Genomic DNA, 25,508 nt, shown 5'->3' with positions numbered 1-25,508 from the left:
AACTCCTCCTTATTTAAGTTAGATTTTCAAGAAACGACCGAGCGATGTCGTCGATCCCCAGATTCCGATGAACGCACCGAGTGCAAGTAAAACAAGCGATACTTGGACTGTTAGCGTCGATGGATCAATCAACTTAAATATATCACTATTCAATTGATCAAGCGATGGTTGTAAAGCACTATATGCAACGTCATATCCGAAATAAATGACAAGAATCGGGACGAGAGCCCCAAGCATTCCAAGGAGCAATCCTTCGATAAAGAACGGCCAGCGGATAAAGCTGTTTTTCGCTCCGACGAGTCGCATGATTTCAATCTCACGGCGACGCGAGAAGATTGTCATTTTAATCGTATTTGAGATCAAGAACATCGCCATCAATGTCAAACCGACAATCAACGCGAGTCCACCGATGCGAATCCCGTTGAAGAAAGCAAACATTTTATCGATGTAGTCTTTTCCGTATTTCACATCGTCCACATTATCGAGTGAACCGACCGATTTGGCCACTTCCTCTAGTTCTGTCGGGTCTTGTGCTTTGACGATATAGCGGGCGTGGAGCGGGTTATCTTTTTCGACCGTTCCGTATGCAGCCGCATCATCGCCGAGCTGGTCTTGGAACTTCGCTAGCTCATCTTCTTTTGAACTGAACGTGACCGTCGAGACGCCCGGCACCTGTTCAATGTTCTCTCCGAGTTTCTCAACCGAGTTCTCATCCGCTGTACGAGTGATGAACACTTGAATCTCGACATCATTTTCGACGTTATCTGAAATTTCATTGATGTTGAACATGACGAGTGCGAATACACCGACAAGTAGCAACGTAATGGTCACGGCACTAATCGCCGCGAACGACATCCATCCATTCCGAAGTGTTCCTTTGAACCCTTCACGCAAATGGCGCAATCCAGTCTTAAATATCATAGCCATATGCTCCTTTCTCTTCATCGCGCACGACTTTCCCGTTCTCAATCGCGATGACGCGGTGACGAATCTTATCGACGATGTCACGGTTGTGTGTTGCCATGACGATTGTCGCTCCGCGGCGGTGAATCTCTTCAAACACTTCCATGATGCCCCATGCTGTTTCCGGGTCTAAGTTCCCTGTCGGCTCATCGGCGATGATCAATTTTGGCTTATTGACGATTGCGCGAGCAATCGAGACACGTTGTTGTTCTCCACCTGATAGTTCGTCCGGATAGTTGCGCGCCTTGTTCTTCAATCCGACAAGGTTCAACACATCCATGACTTGTTTCCGAATCGAAGACGTATCCGCTCCTACAACTTCTAATGCGAACGCTACGTTCTCATATACCGTAAGTGACGGCAACAATTTGAAGTCTTGGAAGATAACGCCGAGTTGACGGCGTAGCTTCGGTACGTGTCGGTCTTTAATTTTCCCGACATCGAGTCCGTCAATCAACAATTGACCGGCTGTCGGCTTCTCCTCACGATAAATCATCTTCATGAACGTCGACTTTCCGGCACCGGAAGGCCCGACGACATAAAGGAACTCGCCGTCGCGAATCTCTAGATCGAGGTCATCCATGGCGACGACGCCGTTCGGATATACTTTACTGACTTTTTGCATCGAGATCATAACGTATTCCCTACCCTTTTTAAATTATTTTTAAGCATCTATGACGAATTTGAATCAATTATTTTAGTTACTGTATATTTCGCCTAGAGTCTTTTTTACAGGAAACGGCTCCCTCTGTCAAGGTGTCGCTTTTTTATGTTAGCCTGGTCAAAAAATCATCTAGGGCATATGTTGAAGCGACTACAATTATATCAATCCGACTTTTAAAACACCATTACAGGATTGTTTCAGTTCGATTGAGTTCGATGTGAAAATGTCGCGAAGAAACTCGCTTTCTTATTCCCCAAGAGAATATTGAAACCGCACTTCAAAAGGGTGCTCCCTAAGGAACACCCTTCACCAATACGCCACATTTAATCGTGTGGTTTTTCTTTCAATGCATCAAACGGCGACTTTTTCCGTTTCCGATACTTGATATGAATCGTTGAGGATTCATAGTCATCGGAAGCCCGGATATCCCGACTCGATACGCGGACGAATGACCAAGCAAGAAGGAACATGATGAAGATAAGCGGGAATCCACCGACGATACTCGCTGTCTGGAGCGTCTCTAGTCCGCCGAGGAACATGAGCGTGAGCGGCATGATAGCAAGCGCGAACGCCCAAAAGAGACGGTTCCAGACAATCGGCTCATCCTCGACATGTTTTTGCGTGACCGATGCCAAGATGTATGATGATGAATCGAACGTTGTCGCCAAAAAGATAATGGCAAGAAGCGTAAAGACGCCGATGACGACTTTCCCGAAAGGCAATTGGCCGATGATGGCGATGATTGTAGGTGCCGGGCCATTCGCCGCCATGTACCCGACAACATCGAACGTCCCACTTAGATGAAGGTAGAGCCCGTAGTTTCCGAGAATCCCAAAGAACAAGATGCATCCGAGCGTTCCGTACACCATCGTCCCAAAGATCATATTCCGAACCGTACGACCGCGTGAGATACGGGCGACGAACAATCCGACGAATGGTGCATAGACAAGCCACCATGCCCAATAGAACACCGTCCACGATTCCGGGAACCCGGTCGATGTGAAGCCACCGAAGTCACCGAACGGTTCCATCCACGTTGCCATCCGGAAAAAGTTATCCATGACGATTCCGACTCCATTGAACGTCGTCTCCATAATGAATCGAGTCGGACCAAAGATAAGCACGAACGTCAAAATCCCAAGGGCGAGCCAGATGTTCAAGTCACTGAGTACTTTGATGCCACCCTTCAGTCCAATGTAAGAACTGATGGCGAAGATGACCGTACAAATCAACATGATGACGGCCTGCATCCCGAGCGTGACGGGAATCCCTGTCAGTTCGTTGACCCCTTCGGCAATCATCGGAGTACCGAGGGCGAGCGTCGTCCCGGCACCACCTAATAATCCAAAGATAAATAAGATATCAATCAATTTACCGAGGGGTCCATCTGCCCATTTTCCGATAACGGGACGTACCGCTTCACTTACCTTTAAGACGGATTTCTTACGGACGTAAAAGAAATAAGCGATCGGCAGTGCCGGTAACGTATAGATTGCCCAAGCGATCGGTCCCCAGTGGAACATCCCATATGCTGTCGACCATTGAATCGCTTCCGGTGACTCCGGTGTCAGCCCGAACGGCGGACCTTCATAGTAATAGACCCATTCGATGACGGACCAATAGAGGATGCTGGACCCGATGCCGGCAGCAAATAACATCGCCGCCCAAGAGAATGTACTAAATTCGGGTTCTTCATCTTCACGACCTAATTTGATATGACCATTCTTACTGAAGGCAATGAAAATCAAAAATCCGAACGCACCTAAGCCCATTGCTAAGTACAACATGCCGAAGTTAGAGGTCATGTATTCGTTCGCCGCACCGACCCACGCTTTACCGGTCTCTGGGAAGAAGATGAGCGGTAACGTCACCCCTAACAGTAATACAAACGAGCCGATAAAGGTCGGCCAGTCAATCAGTTTCGTCTTCAATTGTCATCACTCCATTTCCACTATGTCTCACGTTACCTTAACAATATTTCCCCAAGCCCTAACACCCAAAACAAAAAAGCATGAGGTGTGTTCCACCTCATGCTGTCGAATCTTATTTTTTCTCAGCGAGCCAAGCAGCGACCGCTGTGATTTCTTCGTCTTTTTCAATGACGTTCGCAGGCATCGCGCCTTGACCGTTTCGAATGACGTTTTCAATCTCTTCTGCCGACAGACGAGCACCGACTTGCTCGAGTGACGGGCCACTCATTCCTTCAAGGTTCGCACCGTGACATGCCGCACAGTTTTGTGCGTATACCGCTTCCGCGTCAACCGATGCCGTGTTCGAGCCCGAATCCCCGTTGCTCGATGTATCCTCTTCTTCACCGCCGCCACATGCGCCGAGTGTCAGCATGGCGCCGAGGCCGATGGCCATCATCCATTTTTTCATAACCACGTTCCCCTCCTAAGTTGTAGAAATGACCTACATTTACCATTATAGCCGTTAACGTATGCTTTCTAACCTAATCTCACGAAAAGTACACAAAGATTCCACAACTTACGGTACGTTGATGTAACGCTTATCGGACGTAAACCCTTGTCCTAGCACCTCATGTGCCTCACTGAAGACAAGGAATGCCTCCGGGTCGAGCCGACGGATGATTTCCTTCAATCGACTCACTTCGCTCTGACGGACAACAATCATGAGCATCGGACGGTCGAGACGTGAGTATGCTCCGATTGCTTGGATCTCTGTCGCACCACGGTCAAGCTCCTCGAAGACGGCCCGGACGATGAAGTCTCGCTTCTCCGAGATGACGTAAGCCATCTTGTCCTGTGTGAACCCGAGCTGGACGAAGTCGATCATCTTGACCGTGATGAATAATGCGATGAGTGCATAGAGCCCGGTCGTGAACGAGAACGTCAAGGCCGCGGTCAAGACGACCATGCCATCGAGGATGGCGATACAGAGATAGAGCGGGATGTGCGTGAACTTATGTAAGATCTGAGCGATCAAGTCCATTCCCCCTGTCGAGGCGCGTCCACGGAAGATGAGTCCGAGTCCGACACCGACGCCGACACCACCGAAGATGGCCGCGAGGAGCGTATCGTCCACAGCCGCACCGGCATCGATCGCCTCATAGAAAAGAATGACACCCGGTAAAAAGATGGAGCCGACGAGCGACTTCACACCGAAGCCGAGGCCGAGGATGGCCCACCCGATAATCAGAAGTAACACGTTCGCCACGAGCTGGAACGCCCCCGGCGAGATGCCGAACAGTTCATAAGTGATGACCGAGATCCCGCTCACCCCGCCTGATGCCAGATTGTTTGGCAACAGAAATAAGCTGAAGGCCGAGGCGACGAACACTGAGCCGGTCAACAAATACAGATAGTCTTTGACGATTTGCTTCATTAAAGAAAGTCTCCTTTACACACAACATGGCCCAAAGACAGGTGTCTTTGAGCCACATGCATCACATATTTGTTTTACGAAGGTAGGCATCGATGAACGGCATGACGTCGCCGTCCATGACGCCACTCGTGTTCCCGACTTCATGGTTCGTCCGGTGGTCTTTGACCATCGAATACGGGTGGAAGACATACGAACGGATTTGGCTACCCCAACCGATGTCCGTCTTCTCCCCACGGATCTCGTCGAGTTTTCGTTGCTGCTCGTCGAGTTCGCGTTGGTACAATTTCGCTTTCAACATCTTCATCGCCGACTCACGGTTCTTGATCTGTGAGCGCTCGGTCTGACACGAAACGACGACGCCCGTCGGCACGTGCGTGATCCGGACGGCAGAGTCCGTCGTGTTGATGTGCTGACCGCCGGCACCTGATGCACGGTACGTGTCGATACGGAGGTCTTCTGTCCGTACTTCGATCTCGATGTCGTCATCGAATTCCGGCATGACGTCACATGACACGAACGACGTATGACGACGGCCAGACGAGTCGAATGGCGAGATGCGGACCAAGCGGTGAATCCCTTTCTCCGCCTTCAAGTAGCCGTATGCGTTATGACCGACGATGCGGAGCGTGACCGACTTGACGCCCGCCTCTTCACCCGGGAGGTAATCGACCGTCTCGACTTTCCAGCCTTGTTTGTCAGCGAAGCGTTGATACATCCGAAGGAGCATCGATGCCCAGTCCTGTGACTCGGTACCGCCCGCACCCGGGTGCAATTCGAGGATGGCGTTGTTCGCATCGTACGGTCCGTTCAAGAGGATCTCGAGTTCGAAGTCATCAAACTCCTTCTTGAGCGCTTGAATCGATTCCCCGAGCTCTTCTTGCATCTCGGCGTCCGGCTCTTCCTTGATGAGTTCGAGCGTCACTTCGCCGTCCTCATGTTGGTTCGCGAGGTCTTGATACTTGTCGACCATCGCCTTGAGACCGTTTGACTCGTCGATGACTTTTTGTGCCTTCTCCTGGTTGTCCCAGAAGTCTGGATACGTCATCTCGTTCTCGAGCTCGGCGATACGTGCTTCTTTCTCTGTCAAGTTGAGAGACGCTCTGTAATTCTCGAGGCGTTTCGCCATCGCCTCTAGTTCGTTCCGAATATCTGAAATTTCCATAGTGTGATTCACCTTTCCGTAGGAAAGAGGCGAGCGGACCCGCCTCTTCAATAATTAAGCCTGTTGTCTACCGTGACAGTTCTTGAACTTCTTACCAGAACCGCACCAGCACGGGTCGTTCCGGCCGATGCTGTCTTCTTTCGAACGACGGACCGGCTTCTTCTTGACCGGTGCATCGCTCTTGCCTGATACGGCGACTTCCTCTTCGACGACTTTCTCGCGTCGGAGGTTGTCCCCGACTTCGGCACGAAGAACAAAGCCTGTCACTTCTTCTGAGATCGCCGCGTTCATCGCGTCGAACATGTTAATCCCTTCCGCTTGATACTCACGAAGCGGATCGTTCTGTCCGTAGGCGCGGAGATGAATCCCTTGGCGCAACTGGTCCATATGGTCGATATGGGACATCCAGTGCGAGTCGACGGCACGGAGCACGATAATCTTCTCAAACTCGTTGAAGCGTTCCGGTGGCGCGAGTTCACGTTTCGCCTCGTACTGCTCGTTCACGCGCTCCATGAGTAGCTCGATGATTTCTTCACGCTCTTTGCCGTAGAAGTCTTTGCCTTCGACCGTCTTCTCGAGCGCGAGCGTCTGGTTGGCCCAGTGCGCGAGCTCGTCGATGTTCCATTCTTCCGGTACGAGTTCGATCGGCGTGTATTGACCGACACCGAGTTCGACCGTCTGTGCCATCATCGAACGGACGATATCCGTGACCGACTCGTTCTCGAGGATGCTCGAGCGGTCCTTGTACATGACCTTCCGTTGGTCCGCCATGACGTTGTCATAACCGAGAAGCTGCTTCCGCGCATCGTAGTTGTTTCCTTCGACACGTTTTTGCGCTGACTCGACCGCTTTCGAGACCATGCGGCTCTCAATCGGTTGCGTGTCATCCATCCCGAGACGCTCCATCATGCTTTGGAGGCTATCCGTTCCGAAGCGACGCATGAGCTCATCTTCGAGTGACAAGTAGAACTGGGATTTACCCGGGTCCCCTTGACGGCCCGCACGACCACGTAGCTGGTTATCGATTCGGCGTGATTCGTGACGCTCTGTCCCGATGATGTAAAGACCACCGAGGTCGATGACACCTTCTCCGAGCTTGATGTCGGTACCACGACCGGCCATGTTCGTCGCAATCGTGACGGAACCTTTTTGACCGGCGTTCTCGATGATTTCCGCCTCACGCGCGTGGTTCTTCGCGTTTAAGACATCGTGACGAATCTTCTTCTTCGTCAAAAGCTTGCTCAAGTATTCAGATGTCTCGACGGCGACCGTACCGACGAGGATCGGTTGTCCCGTCGCGTGAACTGCCGAAATCTCTTCCACGACGGCTTTGAACTTGCCTTCCATCGATTTGAAGATGAGGTCTGCCTTGTCATCCCGGAGAATCGGTTTGTTCGTCGGAATCGTCACGACTTGCATGTTGTAGATGTTACGGAACTCTTCTTCCTCTGTCTTCGCTGTACCGGTCATCCCGGCAAGTTTCTCGTACATCCGGAAGTAGTTCTGATACGTGATTGTGGCGAGCGTCATCGATTCGCGTTGAATCTCGACGCCTTCTTTCGCCTCGATTGCCTGGTGAAGACCTTCCGAGTAGCGGCGTCCGTCCATGACACGACCCGTGAATTGGTCGATGATCATGACTTGCCCCTCACGTACCATATAGTCGATATCGTGATGCATGACCGCGTTTGCACGAAGGGCGAGCCCGACGTGGTGGTTGACGGCGACGTGCTCGATTGCGAACAGGTTGTCGATGCCGAAGAACTTCTCGGCGAGGTCGACCCCTTGGTCCGTCAAGAGGACCGACTTCGTCTTCACGTCGACCGTGTAATCGTCTTCCTCTTTCAACGTACGGACGAACGCATCCGCGCGCGTGTAGAGTTCAGTCGACTTTTGAGCCGATCCTGAGATGATGAGCGGAGTACGCGCCTCATCGACGAGGATTGAGTCGACTTCATCGACAATCGTGTAGTAGAGCTCACGTTGAACACGGTCTTCTTTATAAAGGACCATGTTGTCACGGAGGTAGTCGAATCCGAGCTCGTTGTTCGTCGAGTACGTGATATCACAGTTATAGGCCGCTTGTTTCTCGACACGGTCCATGTTCGACACGTTGAGGCCGACTGAAAGACCGAGTGCGAAGTAGAGCGGCTCCATGAGTTCTTTATCTCGTTTCGCCAAATATTCGTTGACCGTTACGACGTGTACGCCACGGCCAGTGAGCGCGTTCAAGTAGACAGGAAGTGTCGCGACGAGCGTCTTCCCTTCACCGGTTTTCATTTCGGCGATGTCGCCGTTATGGAGCACATAGCCCCCGATGAGCTGGACACGGTAATGACGCATCCCGAGCACACGCTCCGATGCCTCACGACAGACCGCGAACGCCTCCGGCAAGAGGTCGTCAAGTGTCTCGCCTTTTGCCAGACGTTCCCGGAACTCTTCCGTCTTCGCCTGAAGCTGTTCGTCGGACAATGCTTTGATTGGTTCGGCGAACGACTCGATCAAGTCGGCCGCTTTCTCTGCTTTTTTCAACATTCGTTTCTGTGGAGCAAATAACTCTTTCAAAAAGTTCGCCATACTCATATCTCCTCTGCACTCACTAAAAAATGCATGTTTTTTCCCTAATGTACAGTTTAACCGAAGTGGTGCCACCTTTCAAGGAAAGGCAAAAGGAAACGACCCCCCGAAGCCGGGAGGTCGTGTAGTGTCAAGTTTATTATTCAGGTTCGATCAAGCCGTACTTCCCATCTTTACGACGGTAGACGACGTTCGTGTTGCCCGTTTCTGCGTCTGAGAAGACGAAGAAGCTGTGACCGAGCATATCCATTTGAAGAATCGCCTCTTCCGTGTCCATCGGTTTCAACGTGAAGCGTTTCGTCCGCACGAGTTCGAGTTCTGCCTCGTCCTCATCGTAGACGGCCGGTGTATCATCAGGTCCTTCTAAAGACTTGAAGTACTCGCCGACGCCACCTTCTTTACCGCGTCCTTTACGGTTGAGTTTCGTTTTGTGTTTACGGATTTGACGTTCCAATTTATCGACGACGAGGTCGATTGCCGCATACATGTCGAGGTTGATGTCCTCAGCACGGAGCAACAAGTTCGGCATCGGGATCGTCACTTCCACTTTTTGTTTCTCGTTATACACTTTCAAGTTGACGTAAGCCGTCTGTGCATCCGTAGGAGTTGTGAAATACCGAGTCAACTTCTCCAGCTTTTTCTCGACATAGTCTTTGATTGCTGGTGTGACCTCAATGTTTTCGCCGCGAATGTTATAAATCATCTGAACTCCTCCTTAGAAATAACCGCTTGAACCAATGATTCGTCGAACGAGACGGAATCTCCTGCTTCATTTCTTAAAAAAGAAAGGGGAACCAGGTGGCTCACTCATATTATACCCCGAAAACGCTGCGATTGAAAACGTTATCATCAGAAAATAATGACAATTTTGTTCCGAATTCAACATTTCCTAGAACGAGCGAAAGGTATAGAAAGAAAATACCCATTCCACTCATTTTTAAACGCCTTTTTTTATTATGTAGAAAAAATAAAAGCCGACTCCCAAGGGAGCCGGCTTCGTGGTTTGAAATTATAATTTTACAACGTTAGCCGCTTGTGGGCCACGCTCGCCATCAACGATTTCAAACTCTACATCTTGACCTTCGTCAAGTGATTTGTAGCCTTCAGATTGGATTGCTGAGAAGTGTACGAACACGTCTTTGCCGCCTTCAACTTCGATGAATCCAAAACCTTTTTCTGAGTTAAACCATTTTACTTTACCTACCATGTGTAAATCCATTCCTTTCACCATTGGAGAATACAGAGGATTGTCCTCTACGGCTAATCTTACCACCTTCTTGTAAGCGTGACAAATACTTTCTCAAATATTTGTAAACGTTTCGTCATTTGGCTTTCATTGGAATTATATTTCCCTACTTTTCATATTGTCTTGTTGAATTTACATTTTTTGTGATATATCATTGAAGGGATGATTTAGGTTTGTGCCGTTTGTCTTTAGCCGATCCTGAAAATCTAATACGAGGAGGATGGTGCAGCGTATGCGCTCCTACTATTCTGAGGAAAAATATCGCATCACAAAGCGAACCGTGGCGATTCTCCCTTGCTTTGACATCATGAAGCAGTCACGGATCATTCTCGAGGATGGCACCGAGATTTCAACCCCGCTCCGGCCGTACCAGTTGTTGCAACTTTCTTGCCGCCAGTACAACAGCTCGATCGAGGAAAGAATCTTCATCGCCAAACGCGTCGCCGGCGTAAAAGGGAAAGTCCCTGTCGTGATTGAACCGACAACTGGACTCGTCTTCTTCCCGACGAAGTCTCCAAAACGAGACGATTGTGAATGGTATGCCTGGTCCCATATTCGAGACATACTGAACATTGAGGGTGAGCCGAACGGGCTTGTCCTCACGACCGATGGACATCAAATCCAAACGAACGCAACACCGTACGTCCTCCGGAACCAGCTCAAAGCGACAGGTGAACTTGTCGCCCGGTTCCAACAATTGAACGCGAGCCCCGTGCTCGAGTCCTGACACGCCTTCCGTCGAAAAGACGGAAGGTTTTTTTCTATTGTATCGCTTCATTTTTTTAAAAAGAGGTCGATATTATGGTCGAGGTGACAAACATGCAAATTCAAGCCCAAGCGACCGCCGTCAGTTCGGTCTTACCAGGCATCCAGACGAACCGGACGTACAAGGCCGAACTCGTCAAACAAACAGGACCCGACTCCGCGATCGTCAAGATCAACGGTGAAGAAGTCGAGGTCACATTTAAAGACGGGCTTCCGAAAACGAACCCGTTCCAAGTGACGCTCGCCGAACAGGACGGCATCTTGATGGCGACCGTCGTTCCTCCAAAGGAAGAGACACTTGAATCCGCACCACCTGCGTCCGCGTCGTCAAAGCTTGATGCGAAGATTCAGACGCTCCTCGCTTCCCTTCCACCTGAAGTACGAAGCGCGGTCAGCCGCCTGCTACAATCCGGACGCTTACCGATGAACGAAGATACGGTACGCCTTCTCGAGACGGCGTTCAAAGGGGACATGCGGGACGTCATCCTACATTTGAAGACGCTCGACACTCCGACCGTTCCTCGTGAGATGGCTCGAGAGATCGCTTTCCTCTCTTTGAACGAAGCGAAACAACAGATCACACCGCCGGCGCCGAACGCTCCTTACCCACAAAAAGAGCGGTATGTCGAACTCGTCAATCTGTCACGTCCCGTGAGTGAACGCGTCACGCCGACACCGAAAACGATTGATCGGGTCATCCGTGACCTCACGCCGACGACACTGACATCACCGCGTCCGATTGAATCTGAATCGCGCCAAGCGATGCCGCTTCCTCCAATCAACGGGAAGCAAGTGATGGTGAAGGAAGTGACGTCACATCTAGCGACCGTCACGAACACGTTCCGAAACGAGCAGGCGACCGTGACGAAACAACTCGGACAAGTCGCTGCGTTGATCGAGACGAACCCGCATGCGGCACGCCCTGCACTCGAGACCGTCTCGACCCGTCTGACACAACTCGTCCAAAAGACGGACGCCTTGCTTCATACCGACGTGACTCAAGAGAAGCAACTGGTCGCCATGACGGCCAAACTCGACGTCGCGTTGTCGTTGCTTGCGACGAAACCACAAGAGAGTGCGACACTCGTCAAAGAGGTCCGAGCGGCACTGAATGATTTCCGCTATGCGCCGAATCAGACACGCATCGAATATATCCCACACGGGGCGACACGTGCCGGCGAGATGCCGACCGTCGCGCCACTCAAGCTCGATTCGACATTATCTGGACGACACATCCAGGAAGTAGCGCAACGTGTGCAGACACAGGCACAGCTCGCCCAAGCGACGTCCAATACGCCGACATCAGCTTTATCGGTACGTGGAGATACGACGAACCCCGAGGCGCAACGCCTCGCCTCGTTCTTCCAAGTCCAACAGACGCTCAACCGCCTTGATGGCGGTCAGCTCCATCAACTCTTGTTCGCCCTACCGGCAAAAGTGCAAGAGATCGACACCGGAATCCATGTTCATATCCAAAACCGGGAGGCCGGGGACGTTGTCGACTGGGAGAACAGTGTCCTCTACATTCGTTTAGAGACGCCACGTCTTGGAGAAATTGGTGTCAAACTCGAAGCGAAAGATCGAAACCTCCGACTCACACTCGAGCACGACGATTCGACGGTCGAGCGACTCGCTCGTCCCCTTCTCGAGAAAATCGAACAAACGCTCGAGACAATTGGATATAAGAGTGTGACGACCCAGTTCAAACCGCTCACGAAAGCTGATCGTGTCATCGAAGAGCCTACGATAGCACCGACGACAGGATATGACTTTAGAATTTAGGAGGTCCCGATGTACCAACGCATGGATTTGACGAAACGTAAGACGGCCGCGGTCGTCCGCTATGATGAAACGACGGATAAAGCGCCCGTCATCGTCGCCCGCGGGACCGGAGCCGTCGCTGAAAAGATTTTACAGGAAGCACGTGCCCGAGGAGTAGCGGTCGAGAACGACCATTCCTTGCTTGGCCATTTGCTCGACCTTGACCTAGGAGACGCCATCCCACCCCAACTTTATGATGTGATGGCAGAAGTGTTGTTGTTGATAGAGGAACTTGATTCGATCAAAGGAGAACAAAGATGAATTCAACCCAATTATATGAAATGAGGCCGGAAGAGCTGACTCAGGCGATGCTTCACGCACTCGTCTATCACTATAAACATGCGCAAGATTCGACGATTGCCGAACGAAACCGTCATCTTCGCCAAGCCCGTGAACTTTTAGTCAAACTTCACCAAGGACTCCATGACGGCGGCGGGATTATCGCGGCTCAACTGGATGAAATTTATCTATATATGGCAAACGCAAGCGTCGAAGCTATCATCGACCAGGATAAGGAAAAAATCGCCGAACTACATACGCTCGCAAGTGACCTCGATCAAACATGGGGTGAAGCAATGGAGCGTGCCAAGACCCAACCTGTCACGACTGGAGGAAACCGTTATGAAAATTACGAATAACGTCCAAGCATTAAAAGCGTATACATCTCTTTCCCTGAATCAAGCGTCAATGAAAAAAACGATGGATCGCCTCTCAAGTGGGATTCGCATCAACAAGGCATCTGATGATGCGGCAGGACTCGCCATCTCAGAGAAAATGCGGATGCGCCTCGACTCGCTCTCGATGGCAGAACGCAACACGCTCGACAGTATCTCACTCACGCAGACACTCGAAGGCGGGATGAACGAAACACACGCCCTTCTCCAACGGATGCGTGAATTATCGGTTCAATCAGCAAATGGAACGCTCAGTGAAGACGACGCCAAAGCTGTCCAGGAAGAAATTAACGCGTTGACTGCCGAAGTGACACGAATTGCCGAAACGACGGAATTCAACTCAAAGAAAATTATGAATGGCGAATACATGCAAGGCAATAATACGTTATTCTTCCAAATCGGTGCAGGTAACAATGAAGCCGTCATCTTAAATGTGGAAGATATGCGGGCGCATGCACTCAATATCACGATGACGACACCCGGTGGCGGAGAACTTCCTGCCGTCGACCATGACAACGATTCGACGACACCCACTGAAACGTATTATGCATTGAGTGTGTTGACACCTGAGGATGCGGGTGATGCCATTTCGAAATTCGATGCAGCCATCAACAAAGTGTCACTCGAACGTTCAAAACTCGGAGCCATCCAAAATCGCTTAGAAGCGAACGTCAGCGTCGTCGCCATCGGCTCAGAAAACTTAACGGCGTCTGAGTCACGAATCCGTGATGCCGACATGGCCCGTGAAATGATGGACTTCGCACGTCTAAACATTTTGAACCAGTCCGGCATGGCGATGATTGCCCAGTCGAACGCATTGCCGCAAGGCGTGTTACAATTATTGAACTAACCTAAAGAAAGGACGGTTGCCCATATGGACATTCGTCGCATCATGGAGACGCAATCGCTCCTCGGCTCAAGTAAGGCAAAGCGCGCCGAAGTCGAACCCGGTGTCTCCTTCCAAAATGTGATCGGTCAGAAGCGCGAAGACCGGGAGCATGAACGCTTCCAACGTCAAATCGCCGCGATTCATGAACAAGGAGAACTTCTAGCTGAAAGTCAGACTGTCGAAGCGCTTGCCGAATACAAACAAATGATTAAAGACTTTATGAAAGAGGCCGTAGACGCGGCACTCCGTCTCGAAGATAAACGCGGATTCAATCGCCGCGGGCGCGCGAAGATTTATAAGGTCGTCGAACAAGTCGACCAAAAACTCCTCGCGCTGACAGATCAGGTCATCTCGGGTGAGGCCTCTCGCCTTTCCCTACTCGACCAAGTCGGTGAAATTCGCGGATTGCTCGTCAATGTCTATGTGTGAGGTGTCGAGATGGCAGAACATTTGTTTTTGAAGAAAGTCAAATGTCCGTATTGTTTACAAGAAAGTAAGACGAACCGTGTCTTATCACGTCACATCCGTCCACTCGAAGTTGAGAAGGATGGCTACACAACGTATGATGGACCGAATCCTTATTTATACGAACCGACCGTCTGTGACCATTGTCACCTCGTCTTCCACGACTCGTTCGACAAGGTGCGCAAACATAACCGAGAAGCGCTTGAGACGAGCTACTTCAATCAAGTGAATCCGGATGTGTTGAAAGGCGACCGTTCATATGAGCACGTCATCCTTCTCTATAAGTTCGCCGTCATGACGGCCCAGTTGAGCGGACAAAAACCATCTGTCATCGCTATGCTCGGGATGCGAATCGTATGGATGTACCGATTGATTGGGGATGCAGCGTCTGAAAAGGAATGGATGCAGCGGACGCTCGATAAATACAATGAGGTGCAAGAAGCGTATACAGACCCGATTCGGACCGGATTACCGTACGACCAGCTCATGTTGCGGATTGCCGATTTGTCGGCCGCGCTTGACTACTACGAGGACGCGCGTCGCTGGTATGGGATTCTCCTCAGCAGTAAGGAAGTATCGGAACGCATCCGGAACCAGGCCCGTGATCATTGGGAAGAGTTTCGATTGGAGCACGCCTAATCAGAAGTGTGGGACCTTGTGTCTCACACTTTTTGAATACAAAAAATCGCACTCATCCACTCACATTCAAACGCAATCGGCACAATTGATGAATAAGAGATCCACGCAACATTGACTACCCAGTACCCTCATGTCGACTATGCGGTGACGTCTTGCAGGATGTATCACATGGAATCTCAATTGCTATAACATTAATTTAATTTTTAGTGGGATAGATATGGGGTATATTCAAATCAGATACATACGAAGAGGAGGATCTTTTCATGTTTGAAACGCAATATCTCGATACCGTACGTGCTACGTTTAAAAGCCAGAAACAACTCGCTGAGCGCGCGCTCGTCCAAGTGAGTGAAGAGGACCTGCACAAGACACTTGCGCCGGACACACTCTCGCTCGCCTTGATCATCCAGCACATGGCGAATAACATGAAGTCGCGTTGGACCGATTTTTTGACGGCAGACGGCGAGAAACCGGACCGAGACCGGGACGCCGAGTTCGAGGACCAGCAGCTATCCCGTGCGGAGCTCATGAAGGTTTGGGACGAGCGTTGGCAACTGTTGGATAATGTCTTAGCTGATTTGAGACCAGATGACTTAGGGAAGAACGTGATGATTCGAGGGGAAGCGCATTCCGTGATTGACGCGATCGAACGCCAAGTGTCGCATTATGGGTATCATGTCGGACAAATCGTCTATCTGTCGAAGCTATTCGCCGGGAGCGACTGGGATGTGTTGTCGATTCCATTGCCGCATCAGCGTAAATAATAATTCCTGTTGCAACACTTCATCGAGATATTATTTCAATGAAGCACTTTTTTGGAAATCAAGACAATTGAATCAGTCAACTTTAATGGGGGTTACAAAATGGATATGACTTTAAAGCAATTGCCTGAGACTGAAATTGCATTTATCAGACGTACGGGTAGCTATTTTGAACCACAAGAACATTGGGGGAAATTAATACATTGGGCGACGGAACACAACCTTTACCCTCCATCAAGTCAATTTATCGGTATTTCATTAGATAATCCGAACGATGTTGATCCTCATGAATGTAGACATGATGCTTGTGTCACAGTTCCTAAAAACTTTGATAAAACAGGACACGGGGAGATACAATTTAAAATGCTAGAAGGTGGTCAATACATCGTGCACCATTTCTACGATACTCCAGAAAAACTGAGTGAGACGTATAAATATATTTTTGAAGAATGGTTACCAGAACGCGAATATTCAGTGGACGAATCTAGAAATACCTTGGAGTTCAATTTGAACAATCCAGCTGAAGATCCCGGCGGAAAATCTAAAGTCGATTTATATGTACCCATTAAGAATTAAGATTTTACAAAATGAAAAAATTAAGATACAAGGAACTCTCAAAATATGAGAATCCCTTCTCATATTCTCTATGCTAACTACTATGCTTATTGTGTAGTAATAATCAACCATGAGACTAGGCGTACCGATTTTATTCGGCACGCCTACTCTTATTTCGTCACGTTAATTGTATATTCGTAGCGGTCTTCTGCCACTTTGTCGAAGTTCTCGTTGAATGGTCCATCGATGACGACTTTTAAGTCCGTCAGCTCTTCTGGTTTTGCTTTCACGAAGAAGAGGACGTTCCCTTCTTTCTTCACCTTTCCTAAAAATTCTCCACCGACGTCATCTGAGAACCATAAGTCCGAAGACACCTGCTCCCCTGTGTTCGTCACCAGTGTCGCCTGGTTCGGATGGAAGCTCATCGTCTCGTCGACCGTATTCTCGACCAACATGTTCATCGCGACGACCGTCACCTCTTCTTGTCCATCGAATGAGTCGCTATAAGCTTCTGCGACCGTGAGGCGTGACGTCTGTACTTTGTCGATGGCGAATTGAATCGGACCCATCGTCTCCGTGATCGTGAGTGCCTTATTCTTCATGTAGATCTTGTTCGTACCGAGTTCACTTTCTTGGACGTCCGTCTCTTCAGCAGTCGTCTCCTCTGGTACGTTCGCTTCCGCCTCTACGACTTCTTCCGTATCCGTCGCCGTCGTCTTCAGTTCGTCTGCTTCCCCGCAACCGACAAGTAGTGCGAGCGGTACCGCCACCAGTAAGCCAAATCGTTTCATGTTCATCTTCATCTCTCCCTTTTCTTAATCCAAGTGATGTTGTGGTTAAGACGAATATAACGAATTGACAAACCAAACCGTATTAAGAAAAAGTTCCAGGTAAAATAAAAGTCAAGGTCCATAATCGGACCTTGACATGTATACTTATCCTCTTGATTTCAGCTCTTCTTCCTCGTATGGGTCAGGACGATCCTCAAACGGCGTATCGTCCTCGACGTACGCTTCAAGTTTTGGGTCCCGTTCCACGTATTCATCGTACGCTCCCTCTGGACCATAGACGAAATAACGGCGCTTCCGTGACGATATCGGTTTGGACTCTTTCTCACGCATCTCGTTTCCCTCCTCTTTCCAGAAAAGAAGCAACAGCTACATTGATGTTTACCCGATTATAGCGGAAAACAGACGTCATTTCATCTATACCCTTTATATGAAACTTTTCCTTTCCACAGCCGTATACATTTACAACGATTCGATGAAAGGAAAATTCATATGCAACTATTGAAAAAAGGAATACTACGGAGTCTCATTTGGTCGCTGCCATTCGCTATCATCGTCCTATATCAAGTCTGGTCAGGAAATGCAGACGCCTTACGCGCGATGCTCGTCTATGCCGGGGTCGCCTTCTTCCTCGGGCTCACAAGCGTTATTTATGAAGTCCAACAGTGGTCGTTCAAGAAACAAATCTTCATTCATTGGAGCGTTATGCACGTGACAATCCTACCACTTCTCTGGTTCGGTCGATCTACGCCAATCACATCGCTTCAAGATGCCGCACGTCTCTATTTTAACTTCACGGTGAGTGGTCTGATTTTATTTACCGCTTCTTATTTCATCATCCGGATGCGTCGACAAGTCAAAGCCTCTTAACACAAAAGCTCGAAGGCGCATGCCTTCGAGCTTTTTACGTCTGTTGGTCAAATAGACCGGAAAAGTTAGAATCGACGTCTTCATATGGGTCGACATATGATTTGACCGTCTTCCGTTCCATCCGGGCTGTCCCTAGCGTCATCCCTAGACGCTGGTGCTCGGCTTCAATTAGACGAGAAATCTTTTGACTGTCGTCAACGAGTTGCTTAAGGACCTTTTGATCGGCTTTTTCCAAATCGGGACCGTGTGCTGCGAGCAACTGTTCCCGATCATCTAAAAGCTCATGGATTTGTTCCATCCATGTATCGTACGTTGGTTCTTCCGGGACTTGTGCGAGCAGTTCTTTCAAGCGTTGCGTCTTTAAGATGATTTCATCAATCGGTCTCATGACTGCTTCGCGAGTTTCATCGCTTCCTTCCACGTATCACGTAGTTCGGTCGTAAAATCAAGTACCTCGTCAAGGATAGCTGTATCGTTCTTGACGTTCGCATCAACGAGGCGGCGCCACATGTAGTCATAGAGCGAATCTAAGTTCGCTGAGACAGCGATGTCTTTATTGAGTGTCAGACGAAGTTCCCGAAAGATAGCTTGCGTCTTTTGAATGTTGACGTTCTTTAAATCAGGGTTACCTTGGTCGATTGCAAGCTTGGCGAGGCGCATGAACTTGAGCGCTCCGTCATAAAGCATAAGCGTCAGTTCCTGTGGATTCGCGGTCGTGACCGCACTGTTTTGATATGCTGCATATGGATTGGCTACCATTTAAACTCCTCCTCTTACATGCCTCCGCCTAAAAACTGTGACAGCGATGCCGCTTGAGCATTCGCTTGGTTCATCGCTGTTTCCATCGCTGTGAAACGACGGTAATAGGCGTTTTCTTTATCGATGAGTAAATCATTTAACCGCTTGATACGCGAATCAATATCGGTCATTTCTTTCCCCATCGAATGGGTTTGTGAGCCAGAACCGTCCGCTCCTGCGATTCGTGTAATCGTATCGCGCGAATCTTTGGCAGCATCTCGGATTTGTGGCAATAATCCAGTTTCAGCATCTGTAAACAACTGATATACTTGCTCCGGATCTTTTTCGATAGCCGCTTTCAGCTTCTCTTCATTGAGTTCGATTTTACCACCATTGGTGAAATCCGCTCCAGTCGAAAGACCGATCTGGAACAATCGTGACATCTCGACGTCATTCGATGCAGCTGTAGCACCCGACCACTTGCTCCGAAGATTGTCCATGGTTCCGCGCAAAATCGTATCACCGCGGAGCATACCGCTCATCGCTTTTTCTTCCCACTTCTTGATTTCGTCTTCAGATAACTCATCACGTTGAGCTTGAGTCAACGGTGAAAACGAACGGAATCGTTCTTCTCGTGTCTTTTTGTTCATGAGGTCGATGGTCTCATTGTATTTATCAACGAACCCTTTAATTCCGTCAAAGATTTTTTGAGTGTCTGTCGCAGAGGACAAGTTTACTTTAGTGCCATCATTGAATGAGGACTTCAATGTGATGGTCATATTATCAATCGTAAAGGTGTTTGAACTTTGGGTCAACGTAATGCCGTTCACATCCACAGATGCATTCGTCCCGGCTACGGATCCATTTAAACCAAATAGTGCTTTAGCTGCAGTGCCTTCAAATTCGATAATCGATTTCACGCCCGTGTCTTTACGTGTTAATGAAATCTGCCCTGAAGTTTGATCAAAGAACGCACTAATTCCCGTCTTCGTGCCATTCAACGCGGTAACGAGATCTTTAAACTTAGCATTCTCATCAACATATACTGTCTGTAAAGCTCCACCGTCTTCATTACGGAAACGAACTTGATAGCCAGCTTCATACACGACTTGTGCACCTTCAGGGATTGTCACTCCACTATCGAACGTAATCTTCCCAGTTGCCGCATCGTACGTATGTGCTAACGAAATCGCATTACCATCTTTATCCGTAAAAGTTGGCGGATTATTCGGTAGCGGTTTCACTACGAGTTCAGTTGTTCCCGCAGTTAACGTTTGTTTCCGAATACCAACCTCTAACCCGAGTGTCGAAACTGCCGTGTCATTTGTGATGCCTCCACCATTTGCCACCGCTACATGAGAAGCCGAGGTAGCCAACGTCGCTGAATTGATAGTAAGCGAAGCGTTTCCACTTGATGGACCTGCAACGACAGATACACGCGATTCATCAGAGGATGAAGCCGTTTTTGCGTAATAGTTTCGGCTGAACATCATATCGACCGCGCTGTTTCGTAATGCTAACAGTGAACGGTTGACCTCACGATAAGAGTCACGCCGCCATTCGGTCAATTGTTTTTTCTGTTCTAAACGATCTACTGGAATTCGTTCTGCTTGCATCATTTGTTTAATGATACTATCGGTATCGATCCCACTGGCTAATCCGCCAAATCGAATTGGTGATGTCATATGCCCACTCCTTTTTTATATCCGTTCGTCGAATAAATGATTAAACTCCATAAACGCCGCAAAGAAATCCATTGATTTTTTACTTGGGATTTCACGGATTACTTCATTGTTCGCATCGACGATTTGAATATAATAATCATTCAGTTTTTCGTGCTTCATAAATTTCAAGCCGGTACGTTGCTTTTCAAGGACTTGATTCGCCTTCTCGACCGCTGCCTCTAACTTTGTAATGTGTTGAGGCGTCGGAAGAATAACAATACCTTCATCGGCGAGTTGAGTTTGATTGGCCTCAACGAACACATTTTTAGTTTGCTCATACGGTAATACAGAAGAAGGCAAGTGAAGTCTGACTTCAGAAATGGTCGGATTCATAGTCTTCTACTCCCTCACATGTTATGGTCTCATTTCTTATATCGGTCAAAATACTTTTTCCTTAAGTTTCTTCTTCTTTCTCACACATAATAAAGAGGCGACGTAACCGCCGCCTCGACAATCATCTTATTTACTAAATCAAATCCCAACTCATTGGTGTTCCACGCTCGATATCTTTTCTTGCCACTTTACCAAGAATGGAATCGATATGTTTCGGAGCCAATCCATGTCCCGGACGAATTGACCTGACATGTTCAGTCGTGAAGACTTCCCCAGCTTGAATATCTTTCACAACAAATAAAGAACGTGCGAACTCACGATTCTTCACTTTTTTCTCGTTTAATTGATAGTCGACGCGCCCTAGTGCTTGTTCCGCTTCTCGAACAGCATCGACCATCGCTTTAAACTCATGAGGCTCTAAAGAAAAACTAGCGTCTGGGCCACCAATTGATTTATCTAAAATAAAATGTTTTTCAATCACCTTCGCTCCCAATGCAACGGACACAATCGGTGCAGTGATTCCAAGCGTGTGATCCGACAATCCGACTTCGACACCGAAAGTCTCTTTCATATTTTGCATCGTTACGAGATTCGCATCCTCAATTTTTGCTGGATAGGCTGACGTACATTTCAATAATATGATTTGCTCGTTTCCAACTTTACGACAAACGGATACTGCATCTTCAATTTCTTGAAGCGTTGCAATTCCAGTTGAGATGATGATTGGTTTGTTCTTGGAGGCAACATATTCAATGAGTGGCAGATCAGTGATTTCAAATGAAGCGATTTTGTACGCAGGTACCTGTAAGCTTTCTAATAGATCCACAGCAGTAGGGTCGAAAGGACTTGAAAAACAAACGATATCCAACTCTTTTGCATAGTCCATCAACTCTTTATGCCACTCCCACGGTGTATAGGCCTCTTGGTACAAGTCATAAAGTGTGCGACCATCCCAGATTGTACCTTGTGTTAGTTGAAAGTACTCTTTACGACTATCGATTGTAATCGTGTCAGGTGTATATGTTTGAATTTTAATTGCATCAGCACCTGCTTCTTTCGCTGCTTTCATTGTCTGTTTCGCGATTTCAATACTACTGCCATGGTTAGCAGATAGTTCCGCGATGATAAATACTTGTTTTGAAAGATTCATGAAGAGTCACCCTTATTCCATTATATATATGTATTTGAGTAGTTTATTATCTTCTTCGTGTGCATTCATCTCAAAACCTACTCTTTCGAACGTCTTCTTGGACGCAATATTTTCATTTGAAATATAGGCCGTTATTTCACGAATATCTTTCCACTCTTGTTGAATCATCATAAGGCTTTGCTGAATCAGTGGTTGACTGACTTTTTTCCCTATCAACATTTCCGATAAGCTGATACTAATAACGGCATAATTAGTTATTCGTTCATATCGAATTTGACCTAGCACTTGATTCGAATGATTCGTCACAATAAAAAAAAGATGTTTTTTCGACGACAAAACTTGTTGGTACCAATTTTTATGAGTCTCCCATAATATCGGTTTTTGATTAATTGAATATTTACGAACGTATTCCTGATTTGAAAGCTCAAATATCTGTTGAGAATCCTGAATCGTTGCTTTTCTTAGAAAGAAATTGAAATCCTGACTACGAAGTAAAGAATTCACGATTCGTAGAGGACCGTCTCCATCCAACAACCCCTCGTAATTCATCGTTTGTTCAGTTCGAGTATGCATATGAAGCATATTTTTGAATTCAGTCTGTAAATCTTGACCAAACGTTGAAGATCCCCAGGTCACATTTGAAGAAATTAATTTTCTACTGCGTAACGCAAGCATGTTTCGCTCTTGGTTTTCAGCGATTTTTATTGGAACAAATGGTACTCCCGAGATAATCAATTCATAGATGGTTTGTCCAGCAGCGGTAATCACTAAATCTGAACAACTCATCAATCGTTTCATTTCATGGCTGGGTACATATCGATGCAGAATAATATTAGACACGGACAATAGTTCTCGTTCAAGAATAGGGTCATGCTTATCTCCAATTAAAATATGAAAAGTAATTTCTGGATGATTAAAACAAATGAGATGGACAATGGATTGGATAAGTGAAGGTTGTAACGTACCACCTACAGTAATCAAAACATTGGTTACATCCTGCCGGATAAAAGGACGTACCTCTTCTCGAAACGCGTCTCGTAAAATGATATATTTTGGTCCAGCTAAACTTCCGGAAGGTACATCATTTGTACTTAGAGAAGGATGGACTACAATCCCATCAGGATAATGAATACGATTTGTATCATCTAAAAAGATAGCTGATTTTGAACGTTGAGCGATTACTTGATATAAATCTCTCGTAGCGATGTATGAATCAACGATACAATAAAAATCAGGTTGAACGACTCTATACAAATAATCGATGGTATACCAATTGATGATTGTACAATGACGGTCCCCAACCAAGTTTCTCAAATCTACATCACTTTGAACAATTAACTCAACTTCTATTCCTCTCCGTTTCACTTCATCATATAAAGCAATACACCTTGTCAGATGTCCAAACCCCGTTTTTATTCCACCTTCCGTAAAAATCATGACTTTCATAATGTGTCCCTCTTATCTTATTACTTTTTGTTCAATATGCTTATTAATCTCAATTAATTGAGGTTCTTCCTTAAATAGCCGAATAATGTCTTCTAAATAAAAGTCATGCTCTCCCTTATAAAGACGACTATAAATTTCAGAAATCAATTTCAAGTCTTCAGGTGTATCCAACGTCCACCGATGCTGAGAATAGTTTGTTTCATTGTCGTAACAAGATACATTATGTTGATGCTGTTCATAGATTAACGGGGTGACATGTTCCTGCTCATAATCTTTTGTTGCATGATGATAAGCATCGAAGAGGGATTCAAATGAAAATACTTCTACATCTAGACCTCTTGGAAACGTTCGCTCACTTGGCTTGGTCCCTACATTTGTCACAAGATGGTTTGTTGTGTCGCGGTATTGTTGAATCACATGATCGATAATGAAAGGGTCTATCAAAGGACAATCTGAAGTGATTCGAATCACCACTTCAGCTTCGGCTTCCATAGCTGCCTCATAGTATCGACTCAGTACGTTATCTGAACTTCCTCGATACACACGAACACCATATCGCTTTGCTTCCTCCGACAATACATCGTCTTCACTCAACGTTGTCGTTGCAACGATGATTTCATCAATTAATTTCGCTTGTTTTACTCGAGCAATCACATGGTCAAGCACCGTGCGACCTTGCAGTTTCATCAATACTTTCCCAGGAAGCCTCGTTGAGCCCATCCGTGCTTGAATAATCGCCACCGTTTTCATAGCCATTTTTCACTTCCCATATCGTTTTAACACTTTTTTCACTGCATCGATCACATCGTACACATCTTCCTCAGTCATCGCAGGAAATAGAGGGAGTGTAATGATATCTTCGTATAGCGTTTCTGCGTGTGGACAAATCCCTTTTTCATACCCTAGCTCTTGATAATATGGCATCCAATGAACAGGAATATAGTGGACGTTGACTCCAATGTTTTCATTTAATAAGGCCTCAAACAGTTCTTTCCGTGAACCGTTTAACCGGTTTTGATTTAAGCGAATGATATATAAGTGCCAGCTTGACTCTCCACTTTCATCTTGATGCGGTATCGTAATTTCAGATAACTCGCGAAATGCCTCATTATATAAAGAAACATAGTGTTTTCGTAACTCAATAAATCGTTCAATCTTCTTCAATTGGCTTGTTCCAAGGACAGCTTGAATATCTGTCATTCGATAATTGAAACCCAAAAACTGCATTTCGTAGTACCAAGGACCATGGTGATCAACTAACTGTTCAGCACTTTTTGTAATTCCATGGGTCCGAAATTGTAATAGTTTACGATAGTACACTTCATCATTTGTCGTGATGATGCCACCTTCACCCGAAGTAATATGTTTAACAGGATGAAAACTAAACATCGTCATATCACTTAACGCACCGATTCGTTTCCCTTGATAGGTGGCACCTAACGCATGAGCCGCATCTTCAATGACGACTAAGTCATGTTGTTCGGCAATTCGATGAATCTCCCGCATCGCTGCAGGTTGACCTGTAAAGTGGACAGGGATGATGGCTTTTGTGCGTGGAGTGATGGCTTGTTCAATCGCATTCGGGTCTAAGTTATACGTCGTTGGATCAATGTCAGCAAACACAGGTGTTCCTTTTTGATAAAGAACACAATTCGCACTAGCTGCAAATGTCATCGGAGTGGTAATGACTTCATCCCCTTCACCAATTCCTGCTGCAAAACAGGCACCGTGTAGGGCGGCCGTCCCATTAGAAAAAGAGACAGCATAGCGAGCTCCAACATACTGAGCGATTGCTTGTTCAAACTCATCAACAGCAGGACCAGTTGTTAAAAAGTCACCTCGTAACGTATCGACCACAGCTTGAATATCTTCTTCATCGATCCATTGTCTGCCATAAGGCAGAAACGTGTTTCTTACAGGTTGATCAATCAAA

General features: G+C 47.4%; 29 protein-coding genes. 10 read left to right on the top strand and 19 right to left on the bottom strand.

Translation table 11 applies throughout. From position 1 onward, the window contains the following. Positions 1 to 18: 18 nt before the first annotated feature. The 9 genes from ftsX to cspD all read right to left on the bottom strand — a co-directional run bounded on the left by ftsX (position 19) and on the right by cspD (position 9,918). Positions 19 to 921: a permease-like cell division protein FtsX gene (gene ftsX, locus KOG47_RS03380; RefSeq protein WP_031422854.1), complete on the bottom strand. Its 903-nt coding sequence runs from the start codon at positions 919 to 921 to the stop codon at positions 19 to 21. Continuing rightward, positions 911 to 1,597, bottom strand: a complete 687-nt coding sequence (gene ftsE / locus KOG47_RS03375; protein ID WP_047795074.1) for a cell division ATP-binding protein FtsE — start codon at positions 1,595 to 1,597, stop codon at positions 911 to 913. Before ftsE ends, ftsX begins: the two co-directional genes overlap by 11 nt. Positions 1,598 to 1,950: 353 nt before the next feature. Further along, positions 1,951 to 3,558, bottom strand: a complete 1,608-nt coding sequence (locus KOG47_RS03370) for a BCCT family transporter (RefSeq protein ID WP_215243764.1) — start codon at positions 3,556 to 3,558, stop codon at positions 1,951 to 1,953. Positions 3,559 to 3,670: 112 nt separating this feature from the next. Beyond that, positions 3,671 to 4,006, bottom strand: coding sequence for a cytochrome c551 (cccB, locus tag KOG47_RS03365; protein ID WP_031422851.1), 336 nt, complete (start codon positions 4,004 to 4,006; stop codon positions 3,671 to 3,673). Positions 4,007 to 4,114: 108 nt separating this feature from the next. Beyond that, on the bottom strand, positions 4,115 to 4,972 hold the full coding sequence (locus KOG47_RS03360) for a YitT family protein (RefSeq protein ID WP_214690649.1): 858 nt from the start codon (positions 4,970 to 4,972) through the stop codon (positions 4,115 to 4,117). A gap of 61 nt (positions 4,973 to 5,033) precedes the next feature. Beyond that, complete coding sequence (prfB, locus tag KOG47_RS03355; protein WP_035387837.1) at positions 5,034 to 6,134, bottom strand: peptide chain release factor 2; 1,101 nt, start codon at positions 6,132 to 6,134, stop codon at positions 5,034 to 5,036. Positions 6,135 to 6,188: 54 nt separating this feature from the next. Beyond that, entirely contained in the window at positions 6,189 to 8,711 is a 2,523-nt protein-coding gene (gene secA / locus KOG47_RS03350) for a preprotein translocase subunit SecA (RefSeq protein ID WP_159562644.1), read from the bottom strand. A 139-nt stretch (positions 8,712 to 8,850) separates the two neighbouring features. Continuing rightward, on the bottom strand, positions 8,851 to 9,414 hold the full coding sequence (gene hpf / locus KOG47_RS03345; RefSeq protein ID WP_012726945.1) for a ribosome hibernation-promoting factor, HPF/YfiA family: 564 nt from the start codon (positions 9,412 to 9,414) through the stop codon (positions 8,851 to 8,853). Between the two features lie 306 nt (positions 9,415 to 9,720). Next, positions 9,721 to 9,918, bottom strand: a complete 198-nt coding sequence (cspD, locus tag KOG47_RS03340; RefSeq protein ID WP_012726946.1) for a cold-shock protein CspD — start codon at positions 9,916 to 9,918, stop codon at positions 9,721 to 9,723. Between the two features lie 259 nt (positions 9,919 to 10,177). Between cspD and KOG47_RS03335 the strand changes: the two genes are divergently transcribed. The 9 genes from KOG47_RS03335 (at position 10,178) to KOG47_RS03295 (ending at position 16,547) form a co-directional block, all read left to right on the top strand. After that, a complete protein-coding gene (locus tag KOG47_RS03335) occupies positions 10,178 to 10,684 on the top strand; it encodes a competence protein ComK (RefSeq protein WP_235189275.1) in 507 nt (168 codons plus the stop codon). A 74-nt stretch (positions 10,685 to 10,758) separates the two neighbouring features. Then, on the top strand, positions 10,759 to 12,504 hold the full coding sequence (locus KOG47_RS03330) for a hypothetical protein (protein ID WP_215243763.1): 1,746 nt from the start codon (positions 10,759 to 10,761) through the stop codon (positions 12,502 to 12,504). A gap of 9 nt (positions 12,505 to 12,513) precedes the next feature. Beyond that, a complete protein-coding gene (locus KOG47_RS03325; protein WP_047795070.1) occupies positions 12,514 to 12,804 on the top strand; it encodes an EscU/YscU/HrcU family type III secretion system export apparatus switch protein in 291 nt (96 codons plus the stop codon). Next, a complete protein-coding gene (locus KOG47_RS03320) occupies positions 12,801 to 13,181 on the top strand; it encodes a flagellar protein FliS (RefSeq protein ID WP_159562646.1) in 381 nt (126 codons plus the stop codon). Before KOG47_RS03325 ends, KOG47_RS03320 begins: the two co-directional genes overlap by 4 nt. Further along, positions 13,165 to 14,067, top strand: a complete 903-nt coding sequence (locus KOG47_RS03315) for a flagellin N-terminal helical domain-containing protein (RefSeq protein WP_159562647.1) — start codon at positions 13,165 to 13,167, stop codon at positions 14,065 to 14,067. The genes KOG47_RS03320 and KOG47_RS03315 overlap by 17 nt, the downstream gene beginning before the upstream one ends. A gap of 24 nt (positions 14,068 to 14,091) precedes the next feature. Further along, positions 14,092 to 14,535 (top strand): YaaR family protein, encoded by a 444-nt coding sequence (locus KOG47_RS03310; protein ID WP_074036246.1) that lies wholly within the window; start codon positions 14,092 to 14,094, stop codon positions 14,533 to 14,535. Between the two features lie 9 nt (positions 14,536 to 14,544). After that, entirely contained in the window at positions 14,545 to 15,210 is a 666-nt protein-coding gene (locus tag KOG47_RS03305; protein ID WP_214690647.1) for a DUF2225 domain-containing protein, read from the top strand. A gap of 263 nt (positions 15,211 to 15,473) precedes the next feature. Next, positions 15,474 to 15,974 (top strand): DUF1572 family protein, encoded by a 501-nt coding sequence (locus tag KOG47_RS03300; protein WP_215243762.1) that lies wholly within the window; start codon positions 15,474 to 15,476, stop codon positions 15,972 to 15,974. Between the two features lie 99 nt (positions 15,975 to 16,073). Beyond that, entirely contained in the window at positions 16,074 to 16,547 is a 474-nt protein-coding gene (locus KOG47_RS03295; RefSeq protein ID WP_215243761.1) for an AraC family transcriptional regulator, read from the top strand. Positions 16,548 to 16,696: 149 nt separating this feature from the next. Here KOG47_RS03295 and KOG47_RS03290 read toward each other — a convergent pair whose 3' ends face one another. Together KOG47_RS03290 and KOG47_RS03285 are read right to left on the bottom strand one after the other, a co-directional pair. Then, positions 16,697 to 17,323 (bottom strand): hypothetical protein, encoded by a 627-nt coding sequence (locus tag KOG47_RS03290; RefSeq protein ID WP_159562650.1) that lies wholly within the window; start codon positions 17,321 to 17,323, stop codon positions 16,697 to 16,699. A 138-nt stretch (positions 17,324 to 17,461) separates the two neighbouring features. After that, entirely contained in the window at positions 17,462 to 17,647 is a 186-nt protein-coding gene (locus tag KOG47_RS03285; protein WP_012726958.1) for a hypothetical protein, read from the bottom strand. Between the two features lie 159 nt (positions 17,648 to 17,806). On the opposite strand from KOG47_RS03285, the gene KOG47_RS03280 reads away from it, so the two are divergent. Further along, a complete protein-coding gene (locus KOG47_RS03280; RefSeq protein WP_215243760.1) occupies positions 17,807 to 18,184 on the top strand; it encodes a DUF3021 family protein in 378 nt (125 codons plus the stop codon). Positions 18,185 to 18,218: 34 nt separating this feature from the next. Here KOG47_RS03280 and fliT read toward each other — a convergent pair whose 3' ends face one another. The 8 genes from fliT to pseC form a co-directional block, all read right to left on the bottom strand. Further along, positions 18,219 to 18,572 (bottom strand): flagellar protein FliT, encoded by a 354-nt coding sequence (gene fliT / locus KOG47_RS03275; RefSeq protein ID WP_215243759.1) that lies wholly within the window; start codon positions 18,570 to 18,572, stop codon positions 18,219 to 18,221. Next, positions 18,569 to 18,943 (bottom strand): flagellar export chaperone FliS, encoded by a 375-nt coding sequence (fliS, locus tag KOG47_RS03270; RefSeq protein ID WP_159562653.1) that lies wholly within the window; start codon positions 18,941 to 18,943, stop codon positions 18,569 to 18,571. The genes fliT and fliS overlap by 4 nt, the downstream gene beginning before the upstream one ends. A gap of 14 nt (positions 18,944 to 18,957) precedes the next feature. Further along, entirely contained in the window at positions 18,958 to 20,607 is a 1,650-nt protein-coding gene (fliD, locus tag KOG47_RS03265) for a flagellar filament capping protein FliD (protein WP_159562654.1), read from the bottom strand. Between the two features lie 15 nt (positions 20,608 to 20,622). After that, a complete protein-coding gene (locus KOG47_RS03260) occupies positions 20,623 to 20,979 on the bottom strand; it encodes a flagellar protein FlaG (RefSeq protein WP_159562655.1) in 357 nt (118 codons plus the stop codon). 133 nt (positions 20,980 to 21,112) lie between these two features. Continuing rightward, positions 21,113 to 22,129, bottom strand: a complete 1,017-nt coding sequence (gene pseI, locus KOG47_RS03255) for a pseudaminic acid synthase (protein WP_215243758.1) — start codon at positions 22,127 to 22,129, stop codon at positions 21,113 to 21,115. A gap of 12 nt (positions 22,130 to 22,141) precedes the next feature. Beyond that, a complete protein-coding gene (locus KOG47_RS03250; protein WP_159562657.1) occupies positions 22,142 to 23,575 on the bottom strand; it encodes a bifunctional UDP-2,4-diacetamido-2,4,6-trideoxy-beta-L-altropyranose hydrolase/GNAT family N-acetyltransferase in 1,434 nt (477 codons plus the stop codon). A gap of 12 nt (positions 23,576 to 23,587) precedes the next feature. After that, positions 23,588 to 24,331 carry a cytidylyltransferase domain-containing protein gene (locus KOG47_RS03245; RefSeq protein WP_251131794.1) on the bottom strand — a complete coding sequence of 248 codons (744 nt, stop codon included), beginning with the start codon at positions 24,329 to 24,331 and terminating at the stop codon, positions 23,588 to 23,590. A gap of 3 nt (positions 24,332 to 24,334) precedes the next feature. Further along, the gene (gene pseC / locus KOG47_RS03240) at positions 24,335 to 25,507 is read right to left on the bottom strand and encodes a UDP-4-amino-4,6-dideoxy-N-acetyl-beta-L-altrosamine transaminase (RefSeq protein WP_159562658.1); all 1,173 of its coding nucleotides are present in this window, start codon (positions 25,505 to 25,507) and stop codon (positions 24,335 to 24,337) included. Position 25,508: the final 1 nt, after the last annotated feature.

Origin of the sequence: Exiguobacterium sp. s121, from assembly GCF_018617245.1 — a bacterium.
GTDB classification, from domain to species: domain Bacteria; phylum Bacillota; class Bacilli; order Exiguobacteriales; family Exiguobacteriaceae; genus Exiguobacterium; species Exiguobacterium profundum.
This window is presented reverse-complemented; position numbering and strand designations above follow the sequence as displayed.

Excerpts from the sequence above, each read along its gene's own strand:
- ftsX (WP_031422854.1), bottom strand. The coding sequence starts at position 921 with ATGATATTTAAGACTGGATTGCGCCATTTGCGTGAAGGGTTCAAAGGA.
- ftsE (WP_047795074.1), bottom strand. The coding sequence starts at position 1,597 with ATGATCTCGATGCAAAAAGTCAGTAAAGTATATCCGAACGGCGTCGTC.
- cccB (WP_031422851.1), bottom strand. The coding sequence starts at position 4,006 with ATGAAAAAATGGATGATGGCCATCGGCCTCGGCGCCATGCTGACACTC.
- KOG47_RS03360 (WP_214690649.1), bottom strand. The coding sequence starts at position 4,972 with ATGAAGCAAATCGTCAAAGACTATCTGTATTTGTTGACCGGCTCAGTG.
- prfB (WP_035387837.1), bottom strand. The coding sequence starts at position 6,134 with ATGGAAATTTCAGATATTCGGAACGAACTAGAGGCGATGGCGAAACGC.
- secA (WP_159562644.1), bottom strand. The coding sequence starts at position 8,711 with ATGGCGAACTTTTTGAAAGAGTTATTTGCTCCACAGAAACGAATGTTG.
- hpf (WP_012726945.1), bottom strand. The coding sequence starts at position 9,414 with ATGATTTATAACATTCGCGGCGAAAACATTGAGGTCACACCAGCAATC.
- cspD (WP_012726946.1), bottom strand. The coding sequence starts at position 9,918 with ATGGTAGGTAAAGTAAAATGGTTTAACTCAGAAAAAGGTTTTGGATTC.
- KOG47_RS03335 (WP_235189275.1), top strand. The coding sequence starts at position 10,178 with ATGGTGCAGCGTATGCGCTCCTACTATTCTGAGGAAAAATATCGCATC.
- KOG47_RS03330 (WP_215243763.1), top strand. The coding sequence starts at position 10,759 with ATGGTCGAGGTGACAAACATGCAAATTCAAGCCCAAGCGACCGCCGTC.
- KOG47_RS03325 (WP_047795070.1), top strand. The coding sequence starts at position 12,514 with ATGTACCAACGCATGGATTTGACGAAACGTAAGACGGCCGCGGTCGTC.
- KOG47_RS03320 (WP_159562646.1), top strand. The coding sequence starts at position 12,801 with ATGAATTCAACCCAATTATATGAAATGAGGCCGGAAGAGCTGACTCAG.
- KOG47_RS03315 (WP_159562647.1), top strand. The coding sequence starts at position 13,165 with ATGAAAATTACGAATAACGTCCAAGCATTAAAAGCGTATACATCTCTT.
- KOG47_RS03310 (WP_074036246.1), top strand. The coding sequence starts at position 14,092 with ATGGACATTCGTCGCATCATGGAGACGCAATCGCTCCTCGGCTCAAGT.
- KOG47_RS03305 (WP_214690647.1), top strand. The coding sequence starts at position 14,545 with ATGGCAGAACATTTGTTTTTGAAGAAAGTCAAATGTCCGTATTGTTTA.
- KOG47_RS03300 (WP_215243762.1), top strand. The coding sequence starts at position 15,474 with ATGTTTGAAACGCAATATCTCGATACCGTACGTGCTACGTTTAAAAGC.
- KOG47_RS03295 (WP_215243761.1), top strand. The coding sequence starts at position 16,074 with ATGGATATGACTTTAAAGCAATTGCCTGAGACTGAAATTGCATTTATC.
- KOG47_RS03290 (WP_159562650.1), bottom strand. The coding sequence starts at position 17,323 with ATGAACATGAAACGATTTGGCTTACTGGTGGCGGTACCGCTCGCACTA.
- KOG47_RS03285 (WP_012726958.1), bottom strand. The coding sequence starts at position 17,647 with ATGCGTGAGAAAGAGTCCAAACCGATATCGTCACGGAAGCGCCGTTAT.
- KOG47_RS03280 (WP_215243760.1), top strand. The coding sequence starts at position 17,807 with ATGCAACTATTGAAAAAAGGAATACTACGGAGTCTCATTTGGTCGCTG.
- fliT (WP_215243759.1), bottom strand. The coding sequence starts at position 18,572 with ATGAGACCGATTGATGAAATCATCTTAAAGACGCAACGCTTGAAAGAA.
- fliS (WP_159562653.1), bottom strand. The coding sequence starts at position 18,943 with ATGGTAGCCAATCCATATGCAGCATATCAAAACAGTGCGGTCACGACC.
- fliD (WP_159562654.1), bottom strand. The coding sequence starts at position 20,607 with ATGACATCACCAATTCGATTTGGCGGATTAGCCAGTGGGATCGATACC.
- KOG47_RS03260 (WP_159562655.1), bottom strand. The coding sequence starts at position 20,979 with ATGAATCCGACCATTTCTGAAGTCAGACTTCACTTGCCTTCTTCTGTA.
- pseI (WP_215243758.1), bottom strand. The coding sequence starts at position 22,129 with ATGAATCTTTCAAAACAAGTATTTATCATCGCGGAACTATCTGCTAAC.
- KOG47_RS03250 (WP_159562657.1), bottom strand. The coding sequence starts at position 23,575 with ATGAAAGTCATGATTTTTACGGAAGGTGGAATAAAAACGGGGTTTGGA.
- KOG47_RS03245 (WP_251131794.1), bottom strand. The coding sequence starts at position 24,331 with ATGGCTATGAAAACGGTGGCGATTATTCAAGCACGGATGGGCTCAACG.